The sequence below is a fragment of the Enterobacter sp. JS8-1 genome (assembly GCF_049187015.1).
GTDB classification, from domain to species: Bacteria; Pseudomonadota; Gammaproteobacteria; order Enterobacterales; family Enterobacteriaceae; genus Enterobacter; species Enterobacter mori.
The window spans coordinates 2,656,030-2,670,361 of record NZ_CP185805.1; the positions used below are offsets into that span (position 1 = coordinate 2,656,030).

The 14,332-nt window shown below is 48.8% G+C and carries 12 protein-coding genes and 2 pseudogenes; 11 read left to right on the forward strand and 3 right to left on the reverse strand.

From position 1 onward, the window contains the following. The 5 genes from trpCF (at position 1) to yedF (ending at position 4,983) form a co-directional block, all read left to right on the forward strand. Positions 1–1,359 carry a bifunctional indole-3-glycerol-phosphate synthase TrpC/phosphoribosylanthranilate isomerase TrpF gene (gene trpCF / locus ACOQH0_RS12645; RefSeq protein ID WP_421510485.1) on the forward strand — a complete coding sequence of 453 codons (1,359 nt, stop codon included), beginning with the start codon at positions 1–3 and terminating at the stop codon, positions 1,357–1,359. Positions 1,360–1,369: 10 nt separating this feature from the next. Next, positions 1,370–2,563: a tryptophan synthase subunit beta gene (gene trpB, locus ACOQH0_RS12650; RefSeq protein ID WP_010431806.1), complete on the forward strand. Its 1,194-nt coding sequence runs from the start codon at positions 1,370–1,372 to the stop codon at positions 2,561–2,563. Next, positions 2,563–3,372 carry a tryptophan synthase subunit alpha gene (gene trpA, locus ACOQH0_RS12655; protein ID WP_042719119.1) on the forward strand — a complete coding sequence of 270 codons (810 nt, stop codon included), beginning with the start codon at positions 2,563–2,565 and terminating at the stop codon, positions 3,370–3,372. Before trpB ends, trpA begins: the two co-directional genes overlap by 1 nt. Positions 3,373–3,541: 169 nt before the next feature. After that, positions 3,542–4,753 (forward strand): selenium metabolism membrane protein YedE/FdhT, encoded by a 1,212-nt coding sequence (yedE, locus tag ACOQH0_RS12660; RefSeq protein WP_421510486.1) that lies wholly within the window; start codon positions 3,542–3,544, stop codon positions 4,751–4,753. Continuing rightward, positions 4,750–4,983 carry a sulfurtransferase-like selenium metabolism protein YedF gene (gene yedF / locus ACOQH0_RS12665; RefSeq protein WP_003856774.1) on the forward strand — a complete coding sequence of 78 codons (234 nt, stop codon included), beginning with the start codon at positions 4,750–4,752 and terminating at the stop codon, positions 4,981–4,983. Before yedE ends, yedF begins: the two co-directional genes overlap by 4 nt. Before the next feature lie 43 nt (positions 4,984–5,026). Here the strand turns inward: yedF and ompW are convergent, their stop codons facing one another. Then, complete coding sequence (gene ompW, locus ACOQH0_RS12670) at positions 5,027–5,659, reverse strand: outer membrane protein OmpW (protein ID WP_421510487.1); 633 nt, start codon at positions 5,657–5,659, stop codon at positions 5,027–5,029. Positions 5,660–5,842: 183 nt separating this feature from the next. Here ompW and ACOQH0_RS12675 point away from each other — a divergent pair. From ACOQH0_RS12675 to yciA, 4 genes and pseudogenes are all read left to right on the forward strand, one after another. Then, positions 5,843–5,932, forward strand: a pseudogene (locus ACOQH0_RS12675) (YkgJ family cysteine cluster protein); the annotation flags it as partial. Between the two features lie 25 nt (positions 5,933–5,957). Next, positions 5,958–6,701 (forward strand): YciC family protein, encoded by a 744-nt coding sequence (locus tag ACOQH0_RS12680; protein ID WP_010433027.1) that lies wholly within the window; start codon positions 5,958–5,960, stop codon positions 6,699–6,701. 13 nt (positions 6,702–6,714) lie between these two features. Continuing rightward, the gene (locus ACOQH0_RS12685) at positions 6,715–7,254 is read left to right on the forward strand and encodes a septation protein A (protein ID WP_010433024.1); all 540 of its coding nucleotides are present in this window, start codon (positions 6,715–6,717) and stop codon (positions 7,252–7,254) included. Between the two features lie 96 nt (positions 7,255–7,350). Next, positions 7,351–7,746: an acyl-CoA thioester hydrolase YciA gene (yciA, locus tag ACOQH0_RS12690; protein ID WP_089600589.1), complete on the forward strand. Its 396-nt coding sequence runs from the start codon at positions 7,351–7,353 to the stop codon at positions 7,744–7,746. Positions 7,747–7,782: 36 nt separating this feature from the next. Here the strand turns inward: yciA and tonB are convergent, their stop codons facing one another. Then, entirely contained in the window at positions 7,783–8,505 is a 723-nt protein-coding gene (gene tonB / locus ACOQH0_RS12695; RefSeq protein WP_172411141.1) for a TonB system transport protein TonB, read from the reverse strand. A 221-nt stretch (positions 8,506–8,726) separates the two neighbouring features. Between tonB and ACOQH0_RS12700 the strand changes: the two genes are divergently transcribed. Further along, positions 8,727–9,023 carry a YciI family protein gene (locus tag ACOQH0_RS12700; protein ID WP_089600585.1) on the forward strand — a complete coding sequence of 99 codons (297 nt, stop codon included), beginning with the start codon at positions 8,727–8,729 and terminating at the stop codon, positions 9,021–9,023. Positions 9,024–9,062: 39 nt separating this feature from the next. Here ACOQH0_RS12700 and ACOQH0_RS12705 read toward each other — a convergent pair whose 3' ends face one another. Beyond that, on the reverse strand, positions 9,063–10,016 hold the full coding sequence (locus ACOQH0_RS12705; RefSeq protein WP_421510488.1) for a helix-turn-helix domain-containing GNAT family N-acetyltransferase: 954 nt from the start codon (positions 10,014–10,016) through the stop codon (positions 9,063–9,065). 635 nt (positions 10,017–10,651) lie between these two features. Between ACOQH0_RS12705 and ACOQH0_RS12710 the strand changes: the two are divergent. Next, positions 10,652–14,329 (forward strand): annotated as a pseudogene (locus ACOQH0_RS12710) (DNA-binding protein). Positions 14,330–14,332 lie beyond the last annotated feature (3 nt).

The following is a 14,332-nucleotide window of genomic DNA, read 5'->3' on the forward strand; positions in this document are numbered from 1 at the left end:
ATGCAGACCGTTTTAGCGAAAATCGTTGCCGATAAGGCCATCTGGGTAGAAGCCCGCAAGCAACAGCAGCCGCTTGCCAGCTTCCAGAATGACGTCATACCAAGCCAACGACGTTTCTATGATGCCCTGCAGGGTGCGCGCACCGCGTTTATTCTAGAGTGCAAAAAAGCGTCCCCGTCGAAAGGCGTTATTCGTGACGATTTTGACCCGGCGCGTATTGCCGGTATTTATAAGCATCATGCGTCCGCCATCTCCGTGCTGACGGATGAAAAATATTTCCAGGGCAGCTTCGATTTTCTGCCGATCGTCAGCGGCATCGCGCCGCAGCCGATCCTGTGCAAAGACTTTATTATCGATCCGTATCAGATCTGGCTGGCGCGTTTCTACCAGGCCGATGCCTGCCTGCTGATGCTCTCGGTGCTTGACGACGAGCAGTATCGCCAGCTCTCCGCCGTCGCGCACAGCCTGAACATGGGCGTGCTGACCGAAGTGAGCAACGAAGAAGAGCTTGAGCGCGCGATTGCGCTGGAAGCCAAAGTGGTCGGCATTAACAACCGCGATCTGCGCGACCTGTCCATTGACCTGAACCGCACGCGTGAGCTGGCACCGCGTCTCGGGTCTGGCGTCACGGTCATCAGCGAATCCGGCATTAACAGCTACGCCCAGGTGCGCGAGTTGAGCCACTTCGCCAACGGTTTCCTGATTGGCTCCGCCATGATGGAGCATGACGATCTCAACGCGGCTGTGCGTCGCGTGCTGCTGGGTGAAAACAAAGTCTGCGGCTTAACCCGCGAACAGGATGCCCAGGCCGCGTACGAAGCCGGGGCGATTTATGGCGGGCTGATCTTTGTCGATTCGTCCCCTCGCGCGGTCAACGAAGAGCAGGCGCGCAAGGTCATCTCAGCGGCTCCGCTCAGTTACGTGGGCGTTTTCCGCAATGCAGATAGTGAAGACGTTGCGGCAAAAGCCGAGGCGTTATCCCTGAGCGCGGTGCAGCTTCACGGCAGCGAAGATCAGGCGTATATCGATGCCCTGCGCGCCGCGCTGGCGCCTCAGGTTCAGATTTGGAAAGCGCAAAGCGTCGGCGAGACCCTGCCCGCACGTAACCTGAACCATGTGAATAAATACGTGCTCGATAACGGCCAGGGCGGCACCGGCCAGCGTTTTGACTGGTCACTGCTGAGTGGCGAAAAGCTGGACAACGTCCTGCTGGCGGGCGGATTAAGCCCGGATAACTGCGTAGAAGCCGCCAAAACCGGCTGCGCAGGCCTCGATTTCAATTCAGGCGTAGAGTCCCAACCGGGTATTAAAGATGCCAACAAATTGGCCTCGGTTTTTAAAACTCTGCGTGCATATTAAGGAAGAGAAGATGACGACATTACTAAACCCGTATTTTGGTGAGTTCGGCGGGATGTACGTCCCGCAAATCCTGATGCCCGCGCTGCGCCAGCTGGAAGAAGCCTTTGTCAGCGCGCAGAAAGATCCGGCGTTTCAGGCGGAATTTACCGACCTGCTGAAGAATTACGCCGGTCGTCCGACCGCGCTGACCAAATGCCGCAACCTGACGGAAGGCACCAAAACCACGCTTTATCTGAAGCGTGAAGATCTGCTGCACGGCGGTGCGCATAAAACTAACCAGGTGCTGGGCCAGGCGCTGCTCGCGAAGCGTATGGGCAAAACCGAAATCATCGCTGAAACCGGCGCAGGTCAGCACGGCGTGGCCTCTGCGCTTGCCAGCGCCCTGCTCGGCCTGAAATGCCGAATCTATATGGGGGCGAAAGATGTTGAGCGTCAGTCTCCGAACGTCTTCCGTATGCGCCTGATGGGGGCAGAAGTGATCCCGGTACACAGCGGTTCCGCCACGCTGAAAGATGCCTGTAACGAAGCGCTGCGCGACTGGTCTGGCAGCTACGACACCGCGCACTACATGCTCGGCACAGCCGCCGGTCCGCACCCGTTCCCGACTATCGTACGCGAATTCCAGCGTATGATCGGTGAAGAGACCAAAGCGCAGATCCTTGAGAAAGAGGGTCGCCTGCCGGATGCGGTGATCGCCTGCGTTGGCGGCGGGTCTAACGCCATCGGCATGTTTGCTGATTTCATTGACGACACCAGCGTCGGTCTGATTGGCGTCGAGCCTGCTGGTCACGGGATTGAATCCGGTGAGCACGGCGCGCCGCTGAAGCATGGTCGCGTAGGGATCTACTTCGGGATGAAATCCCCGATGATGCAAACCGATGAGGGCCAGATTGAAGAGTCTTATTCTATCTCTGCGGGCCTCGACTTCCCGTCCGTTGGCCCACAGCATGCGTATCTGAACAGCACAGGCCGCGCGGACTATGTCTCCATTACCGATGACGAAGCGCTGGAAGCCTTTAAAACATTGTGCCGGAGCGAAGGGATCATCCCGGCGCTGGAGTCTTCACATGCCCTGGCGCATGCGCTGAAAATGATTAAAGAGAACCCGGAAAAAGAACAGCTGCTGGTGGTGAATCTTTCCGGTCGCGGTGACAAAGACATCTTCACCGTTCACGATATTCTGAAAGCACGAGGGGAAATCTGATGGAACGCTACGATAACGTATTTGCAGAGCTGAAGTCCCGCCAGGAAGGCGCGTTCGTTCCCTTCGTCACCCTGGGCGACCCTGGTCCTGAGCAGTCGCTGAAGATTATCGATACCCTGATTGAAGCCGGTGCCGACGCGCTGGAGCTGGGTATTCCATTCTCTGACCCGCTGGCGGATGGCCCGACCATCCAGAATGCGACGCTGCGCGCATTTGCCTCCGGCGTGACGCCAACCCAGTGTTTCGAGATGCTGGCGGCGATCCGTCAGAAGCACCCGACCATTCCGATCGGCCTGCTGATGTACGCCAACCTGGTCTTTAACCGCGGTATTGATGAGTTCTATGCCGAGTGCGCGCGCGTGGGCGTCGACTCCGTGCTGGTAGCAGACGTGCCGGTTGAGGAGTCTGCCCCATTCCGCCAGGCGGCAATGCGCCATAACGTTGCGCCGATTTTCATCTGCCCGCCGAACGCAGACGACGAACTGCTGCGCCAGATTGCTTCTTACGGACGCGGGTATACCTACCTGCTCTCCCGCGCGGGCGTCACCGGTGCCGAGAATAAAGCGGCGTTGCCTCTGCATCATCTGGTGGAGAAGCTTGCTGAATACCATGCCGCGCCTCCGTTGCAGGGCTTTGGTATTTCATCCCCGGATCAGGTTGCTGCCGCAATCGATGCGAAGGCCGCCGGGGCGATTTCCGGTTCCGCCATCGTAAAAATTATCGAGAAAAACGTTGATAAGCCAGAGCAGATGCTGGCCGAGCTCAAAACCTTCGTGACCGAGATGAAAGCGGCAACGCGTAAAGCATGATGCACTCCCCGTCTGGCGCGACTGCCAGACGGTTCCCCTTTTACCCCTGTCGAGTTACGTCAAAATTGATCGCGTCGATATTCTCGGTGCGAATGACTTTTCAAACCCTGCCGTAAGCGTATGATTCGGTTTCTTTCTGTTTATACCTTCTGAGTTCAGAGGCTTACACATGTCATGGCAACATTTCAAACAGGCTTACCTGGTTAAGTTCTGGTCACCTGTACCGACCGTTATCGCGGCAGGTATTCTCTCTACTTATTATTTTGGCATTACCGGCACCTTCTGGGCCGTTACCGGGGAATTTACTCGCTGGGGCGGACAGCTGCTGCAACTGGCTGGCATCCACGCTGAAGAGTGGGGCTACTTTAAGCTCATTCACCTGGACGGTACCCCGCTCACCCGCATTGACGGGATGATGATTATCGGGATGTTCGGCGGCTGCTTCGCGGCGGCGTTGTGGGCTAACAACGTGAAGCTGCGCATGCCAAAAAGCCGTATCCGCATCCTGCAGGCGGTAGCCGGTGGGATTATCGCAGGGTTTGGCGCGCGTCTGGCGATGGGCTGTAATCTGGCGGCGTTCTTCACCGGGATCCCACAGTTTTCGCTGCACGCCTGGTTTTTTGCCGTGGCAACCGCAATTGGCTCTTACTTTGGCGCAAAATTCACGCTTCTGCCGTTTTTCCGCATTCCGGTAAAAATGACCAAAGTTAGCGCCGCATCGCCATTAACGCAAAAACCCACTCAGGCCCGCCGCCGTTTTCGTCTGGGTATGCTGGTCTTTTTCGCCATGGTCGCCTGGGCGCTGTGTACTGCGCTGAATCAGCCAAAACTGGGGCTGGCTATGCTGTTCGGCGTTGGCTTTGGTTTGCTGATTGAGCGCGCGCAAATCTGCTTTACCTCGGCGTTTCGCGACATGTGGATCACCGGACGCACCATGATGGCCAAAGCCATTATTGCCGGGATGGCCGTGAGCGCGATCGGCATCTTCAGCTATGTTCAGCTTGGCGTCGAGCCGAAAATCATGTGGGCTGGCCCTAACGCGGTCATCGGCGGGCTGCTGTTTGGCTTTGGCATTGTGCTGGCGGGCGGCTGTGAGACCGGCTGGATGTATCGCGCCGTCGAAGGTCAGGTGCATTACTGGTGGGTGGGACTCGGGAATGTGATTGGCTCCACCCTCCTGGCCTACTACTGGGATGACGTGTCACCCGTACTGGCGACGAACTGGGACAAGGTTAATCTGCTGAACACCTTTGGCCCACTCGGTGGGCTCATGGTGACCTATGCCCTGCTGCTGCTCGCCTTTTTACTGGTTATTGCACAGGAGAAACGCTTCTTCCGTCGTGCCACCGTCAAAACTGCAGCGCAGGAGAATGCCGCATGAAAGAGATCGTGCCTGACTATCGCCTCGATATGGTGGGTGAACCTTGTCCTTACCCGGCTGTCGCCACGCTTGAGGCACTGCCTCAACTTAAGAAAGGTGAAATTCTGGAAGTGGTGAGCGATTGCCCGCAGTCGATCAATAACATTCCGCTGGATGCCAAAAACCACGGCTATACCGTGCTGGATATTCAGCAGGATGGCCCAACGATTCGTTATTTGATTCAGAAGTAGTAAATGATATGCGCCCCGGACGGGGCGCATTGAACAGCAGGAATTAGAAACGATAACCCGCAGAGAACATAAATACCCACGGATCGAGGCGAGTGCTGATGCTTTGCTGCTGACCGCCCGCTTTGAAGCGCACATCGGTATCGATATCCATATACCAGACGGAGGCGTTGATTAACCAGTCGCGGTTAATCAGATAATCCAGACCTACCTGCCCTGCCATCCCCCACGAGTCTTTCAGGCTAAGGTCAGTCAGACCAGCTTCTTTTCCGGTATCGTTAAATTTCTCATCAAAGAAGGTGGTGTAGTTCACACCCGCACCAATGTACGGGCGCACCTTGCTGCTGGCATCACCAAAGTACCACTGCGCCATCAACGTCGGCGGCAGATGGTGCACCGTGGCGATATCGCCGGTCGGCCCAAGGCCAACGCGGTGACGGAACGGCGTTGCAGCCAAAAGCTCAACGCCGATGTTTTCTGTCGCCATATAGGTAAAGGTCAAACCTAACTGGGTATTATTGCTGACGTTAAAGCCGCCCATTCCCAGTACGCTATCGGAACCTTCAGTTGGGCGTACCGTTGCCGAACCGGCTCGAATAAAAAATTCGCCTGCTTCATGCGCATACGCGCCACCAGAGAGACTGCTTAAGATAAGGGCTGCCACCGCTAATTTTTTCATATCCGCTCCATCGTTGTGGTTTTAAGTGCGGATGAGAATATACTCACAAAAGAGTATTAAGTGATCTATCACAGATCACATTAAAACCAGTAAGTTAACATTCATTGATCTGGGTTAATTTTTGATAATCAAACTTAACCCGCCAGGTGGGTTCTACATCAAATTTTAGTGATGAGCGAAAAATTACTGCCGCTTTACAAAGATATGCTTTTCCATACAAGCCTTGATGCTGCCACGGCACTCTTATCCGGTGTACAATTGCCGGCTAATTAACACCTGCAATACTCAAGGAGAGTGCATGTCTATCACGGCGAAGTCCGTCTACCGTGACACGGGAAATTTTTTCCGCAATCAGTTCATTACCTTTTTACTGATCGCGTTGCTATGCGCCTTTATCACGGTGGTGCTTGGTCATGCGTTCTCACCGAGTGAAGAACAGATTGCCAGCCTGAGCCAGGGCGACCATCTTGCCGATAGCGTGGGGTTATTTGAACTGGTTCAAAACATGACGCCGGAGCAACAGCAAATCCTGCTGCGGGCGTCCGCGGCATCAACATTTTCAGGTTTGATCGGCAATGCTGTTCTGGCGGGCGGCGTGCTGCTGATGATTCAGCTCGTTTCGGCGGGTCATCGCGTCAGTGCCCTACGCGCCATTGGTGCCAGCGCGCCAGTGCTCCCTAAGCTGTTCATCGTCATCTTTTTAACCACGCTGCTGGTACAAATGGGGATTATGCTGGTCGTGGTGCCGGGTGTATTACTGGCTATCGTACTCTCTTTCGCGCCGGTAATGATTGTGCAGGATAAGATGGGTATCTTTACTGCGATGCGCAGCAGCATCAGACTGGCGTGGGCGAACATGCGTCTGGTGGCACCGGCAGTGATCGGCTGGCTCCTTGCCAAAACGCTACTGTTATTATTTGCACCGAATTTTGCCGTGTTAACGCCGAACGTTGGTGCGGTCGTTGCTAATACGCTGAGCAACCTGATATCAGCAGTTCTGCTGGTCTACTTGTTCCGCCTGTATATGTTAATTCGTCAGTAATTGGGATCGTAGAATGAAGCAGTTTCTTGATTTTTTACCGCTGGTCGTCTTTTTTGCGTTTTACAAGCTGTACGACATTTATGCCGGAACGACGGCGCTGATTATTGCTACCGCTATCGTGCTGATATACAGCTGGGTGCGTTACCGCAAAGTTGAAAAAATGGCGCTGATCACCTTCATTATGGTGGCTGTATTTGGTGGCCTGACGTTGTTCTTCCACAATGATGAATTCATCAAATGGAAGGTCACGGTGATTTACGCGCTGTTTGCAGGTGCGTTGCTGATCAGCCAGTGGGTAATGAAAAAGCCGTTGATCCAGCGCATGCTGGGCAAAGAGCTTACGCTGCCGCAAGAGGTGTGGTCCCGTCTGAATGTCGCCTGGGCGGTGTTCTTTATTCTCTGCGGCCTCGCCAATATCTACATTGCTTTCTGGCTACCGCAGAACATCTGGGTCAACTTTAAGGTCTTTGGGCTGACCGCGTTGACGCTTATCTTCACGCTGTTGAGCGGTGTCTATATCTATCGACACATGCCTCAGGACGACAAGCACTGATCCTCACGCCCGGAACATGCGCGTTCCGGGCTATTTTCTCCCGTTAAAAATCATAGTAGCATCCCGCCTGAAGTCTTCAGTTACGAGTTTAAAACAATGACAACAAATGACGCCCCTCAGGGCGAACTGGTTTTACGCACACTGGCAATGCCCGCGGACACGAATGCCAATGGCGATATTTTCGGCGGCTGGCTAATGTCGCAGATGGATATGGGTGGGGCAATTTTAGCAAAAGAGATTGCGCACGGGCGGGTGGTGACTGTCCGGGTGGACGGCATGACCTTCCTGCGCCCGGTCGCGGTGGGGGATGTGGTGTGCTGTTACGCGCGCTGCGTGAAACGCGGCAACACGTCAATTTCCATCAACATTGAAGTATGGGTGAAAAAGGTCTCGTCCGAACCGATTGGACAGCGTTACAAAGCCACGGAAGCGCTGTTTATTTATGTGGCGGTCGATAACGCGGGTAAACCGCGTCAGCTCCCTCAAACCTGATTGTCAGACAAAAAAGCCTCCTTGCGGAGGCTTTTTTCATTCCATCTGCGCCCCGCCGTTCAGGCGGAAAACAATATTCACTATCAATCCACTGCCCGGCTTACCGGCTTCATAGCGCCATTTACGCATCGCTGCCTTTACATCACGCTCAAACATATTTGAGGGCTGCGCAGAGAGGATTTGCACATTATCAACGCGGCCATCTGAGGTCACGTCAAACTTCACCCGCACGCGCCCTTCAATACGGAGCGCCTGAGCACGCGCCGGATAGGTAGGCTGGTTGCGGCTGAGCGCCCTTGGCCCCGCAGGCGCTGTAACGGTCGGCTTCGTGGTCGTTGCAGTGTTGTTCATCACCGGACGCGAAGGCGCAGTATTCTCTACCGGCGGCGCTGGACGCGTCTCGACCGGGCGTACTTCGCGTTTCGGACGCTCTTCGACTTTCTTCACCGGTTTTGGCTTCGGCTTAGGTTTCGGCTTAGGCTCCGGTTTGTGGATCACCACCGGCGCTTCCTTCGGAGGTTCCGGGACAGGCTCGGGTTCAGGTTCAGGTTCCACAACCGGCTGTGGCGGCGGAGGCGCAACCTGCGGCGGCTCAAGATCCGCTGGCGAAACCATGGTCACGGAAATTGGCTGCGCGGGCGCTGGCATTTCAATAACCTGATGAACCGAGGTATAGAGTAAACCCGCCACAACGGCACCGTGAATCACGACAGAAAGCAGCGTCGGCCAGGGAAAGCGGCGAGGTAAATCAAGGGTCATCGAAGTCATAATCATCAACGTTAAAAAACCGAACCCTGATTTTAAATGCAAATAGCAATCATATTCAATAAGACACTTTGTCTAAGCGCAATTAAAGCGCCAGAGCGGCGAAAAAAGGGGCATTTAGATCAGGGTTTTAACATTGTTTTTATCTTTACATTGCAGTCATTTGCCCTTTCACATAACGTAACTGGCACTTTTAATGGTTAAGGAGCTTCGCCGTGCTTTATGTGATTTACTCTGAAGATGTCGCTGAATCCCTGGAAAAACGCCAGTCTGTTCGTCCTGCCCACCTGGCACGCCTACAGCTGCTGCAGGATGAAGGCCGCTTATTGACCGCGGGGCCTATGCCTGCGGTAGACAGCAACGATCCTGGCGCCGCGGGTTTTTCTGGCTCGACGGTCATTGCCGAGTTTGAATCTCTGGAAGCGGCAACCGCCTGGGCTGACGCCGATCCGTATGTGGCTGCCGGTGTGTACGAAAAAGTCACGGTGCGCCCGTACAAAAAAGTCTTTTGATGCCTCAAGGCTCCGCAAGGAGCCTTTTTTATCGCGCCGTTAAACCTGTTTGGACCGGGTGAACTGCTGTTCAATGATACGACTGCCCCACTGATCGCCCTCCCACTCTTTCGCTAGCGTAAAGCCAAAGGATTCGTACAGGCGTCGGGCAGCGGTCAATTTATTGAACGTCCAGAGATGCACGGCGGAAAAGCCCTCTCTGTCGCAAAACGTCATGGCCTCGCTCAACAGTTTTTTGCCAACCCCATGACCCCGGCAGCCATCGTCCAGAATAAACCAGCGCAGATGCGCCTCACCCAGCTCTAAATCTTCGCCGTCAATGGCGACAGATCCTACAATTCTGCCGTTCATCACAGCCAGCCAAACCTGGTTGCACGGCTTCTCGAGGCGTCCGCTAAATTCAGCAAGCCCCGCAGCAACTTTGGCTTCGAAGAAGCTGCCAAAGTTATGTTCGCGTGCGTAATAGCTGCCGTGCATTTCCGCGATGCGGCCAATCATGCCGGGACGGTAGCCTGCGACAATCACCGGTGCCGTAGGCTGTTGCTCAGCGCCGCTCTCCCGGCAGGCCAGCAGCGCGTTGGCGTAGAGCGACAGTCCCTGAGAGATGGTTTCCTGCTGTATGGGATCCAGTGATTGTATCGCTGAAATGACCCGTTCATTCCCGTAGGCATTAATCTGCTCAACGGTCTTGCGCCCCTTTGCAGTCAGCCGGAGACTTTTGGCCCTGGCATCTTGCGCAGAAACACCCTCCTCCAGTTCGCCTGCAGAAATAAGGCGCGACAGCATCCGGCTGACGCTGGATTTTTCCAGACCCAACAACTGCACCAGTTGACCTGCGGTCATCTCCTTATGCAGCTCAATTTCCACGAGGGTGTGAACGGCCGAGGGCGAGTAATGCGTAGAGGCCAGCGTGGAGGCCATAAAGCCCAGCTCTCTGACCATCAGACGTGATGCAACGCGAATGTCGCTAACTACAGGGGGTTCGTTGTGCATGTGTGCTCTCCGTTATTTGGTTGTACTATACAACTAAATGACGGAGCATTGTCAACGATATTAAAAAGGATCCCTCAGGAGCTTTTATAACCACATCAACACACTGAAAAAAGGATTTATTTCAGTTCATGTCCACATATTGACCACATCATCACTAAAGCCCCATACTCTGGGGCTTTAGTTTATTGTACTTTTAAAGGGCTGGAGAGCTTTAAGCAACGGCCAACGCCGGTTTACACTTTGGTAAATTGTTTGAACATTGTGTCAGTTCTGCTTTGTTCCTTAACCCATCGCGATGAAGTCAAACCAATAAGCGATCTGCACTCAAATCTCTGTCTTTCATCTACAGCTAAAATCGGTAGATACTCGCAGCCAAACTCTGACAGAAATCATGCACAATCCCAAAAGAAGCGGTACGATGTACCAAACGGATAACCCCTATTGGCTGGCCACATTGGTACAGCTCACCTCCTCTTACAGTGTTACGGAGTAATTAAATGGACGTGTTAGGTAAAGCAATAGAACTTTGTAAAAGTATTGAAACACTGCTGATAAAGGCACAATCCCGAAATCCATCATTAGATGCATCTAGCACCTACGATACCTTGGCACCTAAATGCATCAATAATGAGAATATGCAGGAGTATTTCAGAGCATTAAAGTTTGCATTGTCCAAAAAAGAAGTTAGAAATATTGCCATCACGGGTAACTATGGCGCAGGAAAAAGTACGGTTGTATCCTCATTTATGAAATATCACTGCAGTGAAAAGTACATGAATGTATCTTTGGCAGGGTTCGATATGATGGAAAATGACATAAACACTTCCCTTACTAATCAGGAAGTCGAACTCAGTATCTTGCAGCAAATTCTATATAAAGAAAATAGAGATAAACTCCCAGACTCAAAGATAGATAGAATATTAAATAGGAGTTTATTTCATACCCTGAAAACATATTTTTCATTGATAAAAATTGCTATACCCACAACCGTTTTTCTGGGAATTCTATTTTTTTAGAGGGTTTCAGAATGGTTTAAACTCCCTCAGGAATGGACAAATATATTGCATGAAAATGCAATCGCAAGAGTTCTAGCGTTGACTATACTCGCATTCATTTCACTTTTTTTCCTCACACAAACTGCATCACGAGTTGGTATATTTGATAAGAAAATCAAACTACGTAAAATTGCCTTTCTTAGCGGAGGTATGGAATTTAACGATAAAGAGCCTTCATCTTTGTTAAACAACTGCCTAGATGAAATTGTTTATTTTTTTTCACGCCGCCCATATAAAATCGTTGTATTTGAAGATCTTGACCGACTTGGAACACCAGAGATCTTCGTTAAACTCCGTGAAATAAATAAGATTATCAACAATAATCTTTCAAATAAAAAACCAGTTAGGTTCATCTATGCTGTTAGAGACGATATGTTCATGAATGCCGATGGTAGAACAAAATTCTTTGATTTTATCCTACCTATCGTACCATTTATGGATAGCAGAAATGCTTTTACGCTACTCAAAAACAAAACCCCGTCTCTTGATAAATCAAGCGATAAGCATCTAAAAAGCATTGCTCCCTACATCAACGATATGCGAAGCTTACTTAATATAATAAATGAATTCAACACATTCAGTAAAATAGTTGACAACTCTAAAAACACCATAAAACTTTTTGCACTTGTCTTTTATAAAAACATTTACACTTTAGATTATTACCTTGCTGATAAAAAAACCGGATTGCTTTATCTGTTCATCCATAATTATCGCACTCAAAGGCTGCACGCTGAATATTTTGAATCACTTGATGAGAGACTTGAAGAACTTTTTGAAATATCCATGAAGCTTGAAGAGGATATTGCCAATACGCCTTATGATATTCGAAAAGATATTCTTATAAAATTTATCCCAGAATTACTCTGGGGAAAAGTTTTCATTGCATATAAAAACAACAATAATCGATTTACGCTTTGCGAAAGTGCTGAACTGGTTAAAAATGAAGAATACTTCCTAGAAACATTCTCTGGAAAGAAAACACTTTATGTTGGATATACAAATCAATATGGTAATGATCAGTTTTCCTCTCTGACAGCAGAGGCCACGAACATTCTTTTATCGAGTTACTATGATAGGGTCAAATTAGTTGGTCAAGATAAAACAAAAACATTCCAGCTTGTAAATCGCGAAATACGTGATTTAGAAAACACAATAAGATCCAGAAATGCCATACCTCTTGATGAATTAATTAAGTCCAGTGGTCGTGAAAAATTTGAAGTTACTGCAAAGCAATATCTTGATGAGATGGAAATGCATGATTATGTGTCAAAGCAGCAACTTCATATATTGCGGACTGATATGCAATATGGTGGATTAGATGCCTTGTATGTTCTGCTCTCTGGTGGATTATTAATGCAAGATTTTATGTCATATCGTTCTATTTTTCATGAAGGATCAATGACGGTGAACGACAATGACTTCATCAAAGCCATAGGTCAGGGTTTAGAATTTGAAAAATCCAATCAAGATTTTTACATAGATGATGCTGAAAAGGTTATTTTAGAACTGGCAGAACAAAAAAGAATTTACTCCGATGGCGCACTGCACTACCAATTATTAACCCACATCATTGATATAAACAGCAGATATCTTACGGGAATGGTAGCATCGCTTTTTAGAAAATCAGATCAGTACATTTACAATGCTTTTGAAATACTTAGCATTAAGTTTGTTACCTACTCAACTTTCGAAGCTTTTGTTATCAGAGCATTAAAGATCAGTGGTTATCTGGAACGTATGCTAATAGCATTAAAAACGAATAGAGAATCACCTTATAATACTAACATATCAATCACCGTGCTTTCCTGCACGTCACCAGAGAAATATGAAGAAAAAGAAGAATTCAGAAACTATCTTCATTTCATAGGTAGTAAAATCATTCACCACATCAAAGATGATAATTTACCTGCGTTTCTTACCAACATCCTAAAAGTTAACGTATGTTACAATGAATTATTCACTCCAAAAACACCTAATGAATTTTCAGCTATAAGTTTCATTGCTGAAAATAATCTCTATCAAATAACTAAAGAAAACGTAGGTGTAGTTCTATACTCTTATGTACATTCTGACGAAACCATTAATCCTGAATACGCTCAGAAAAGACCATGGAGTATTATAACCCAGCATAAATTAAGCGCCCCATTTAAATATTATACAGCTAATATCAATACTTTTGTCCAAAATGTATTCATCTATGCCGATGAACCCAGTCATTTCATTAAAGAAATGCTCGCGAAAAATGAATTAAGTGATGAATCAAAAGAGAAAATTGTTAAAATCATGGATTTCACTCTTTCCGAACTCACTGGACTGACATCCGAATCAACATTTAATGATGGTAATGAGTTACTTTCTTTTGAGGACCTTTTCTATCAGTATGACCGCGTCATTCCAAGCTGGTCATCACTATTGGATTACATATCTATGGACTGTAACGCGGCTATTTTGCATGATTGGTTGACAAATCATGCTTTGGATTTAGCAAAACTTAGCAAACCATCAATTGATGTCGAAGACTATGTTCCATTATATAAAAAAATCATCTGCAATGATTTATTCGATGATAATACTTATGAAACTCTCCTAGCCTCCATTGAAATCAATATTGAACAGATAGACGATCAACTGAGTGTTCGTAACTTCAGTAGGCTTGTTAAACTTGGCAAGATTTTACTTTCTAATGAATCATATCGAATTATAGAGTCAATATACATCGAGCCTGACGAAAAACTGACTGAGTATTTAGTCCTATTGTTCAGCCAACATAAAGATATTTTTCTATCCAATAGTGATTTTTACCTAGGGAAAAACAAACCCTCCTTCGATAAAACCCTTGATTCTTTAATGCTTAGTGACTTATTTAATGATGATATTAAGGCGCAGTTAGTCCTTCAATATTCTGAATATTACCTTGACTTGGATATTTCTAAAATTAACTTACCTAATTCTGTATCATTACTGTCAATCAAATTAAGTAATAATTTAAATCTTAATGCAATACTTCTCGCCAGAATGATTTCCCGCGGCTACCGTAATAAACCTAGCATTGCCGATATATGCCATAAGATTAATGAGACTGATTTATCTAATGTGTTCATCAAACGTACTCAAGCAACTATCACAGCCAATAATGACGATCTCGTATATCTCATCCTTGAATATTCCCGTGATGCAGGCATCATTAAGGACTTTGAGAAACGTGATGACAGTAAAATCACTGTTACAATTACACGAGAAAAAGATGATATTAGCTAATCA

What these genes read in the sequence shown, in the direction of transcription:
- yedF (WP_003856774.1), top strand. Translation starts at nt 4,750, where the DNA reads ATGAAAGAGATCGTGCCTGACTATCGCCTCGATATGGTGGGTGAACCT.
- trpCF (WP_421510485.1), top strand. Translation starts at nt 1, where the DNA reads ATGCAGACCGTTTTAGCGAAAATCGTTGCCGATAAGGCCATCTGGGTA.
- tonB (WP_172411141.1), bottom strand. Translation starts at nt 8,505, where the DNA reads ATGACCCTTGATTTACCTCGCCGCTTTCCCTGGCCGACGCTGCTTTCT.
- trpB (WP_010431806.1), top strand. Translation starts at nt 1,370, where the DNA reads ATGACGACATTACTAAACCCGTATTTTGGTGAGTTCGGCGGGATGTAC.
- yedE (WP_421510486.1), top strand. Translation starts at nt 3,542, where the DNA reads ATGTCATGGCAACATTTCAAACAGGCTTACCTGGTTAAGTTCTGGTCA.
- ompW (WP_421510487.1), bottom strand. Translation starts at nt 5,659, where the DNA reads ATGAAAAAATTAGCGGTGGCAGCCCTTATCTTAAGCAGTCTCTCTGGT.
- ACOQH0_RS12685 (WP_010433024.1), top strand. Translation starts at nt 6,715, where the DNA reads ATGAAGCAGTTTCTTGATTTTTTACCGCTGGTCGTCTTTTTTGCGTTT.
- trpA (WP_042719119.1), top strand. Translation starts at nt 2,563, where the DNA reads ATGGAACGCTACGATAACGTATTTGCAGAGCTGAAGTCCCGCCAGGAA.
- yciA (WP_089600589.1), top strand. Translation starts at nt 7,351, where the DNA reads ATGACAACAAATGACGCCCCTCAGGGCGAACTGGTTTTACGCACACTG.
- ACOQH0_RS12680 (WP_010433027.1), top strand. Translation starts at nt 5,958, where the DNA reads ATGTCTATCACGGCGAAGTCCGTCTACCGTGACACGGGAAATTTTTTC.
- ACOQH0_RS12705 (WP_421510488.1), bottom strand. Translation starts at nt 10,016, where the DNA reads ATGCACAACGAACCCCCTGTAGTTAGCGACATTCGCGTTGCATCACGT.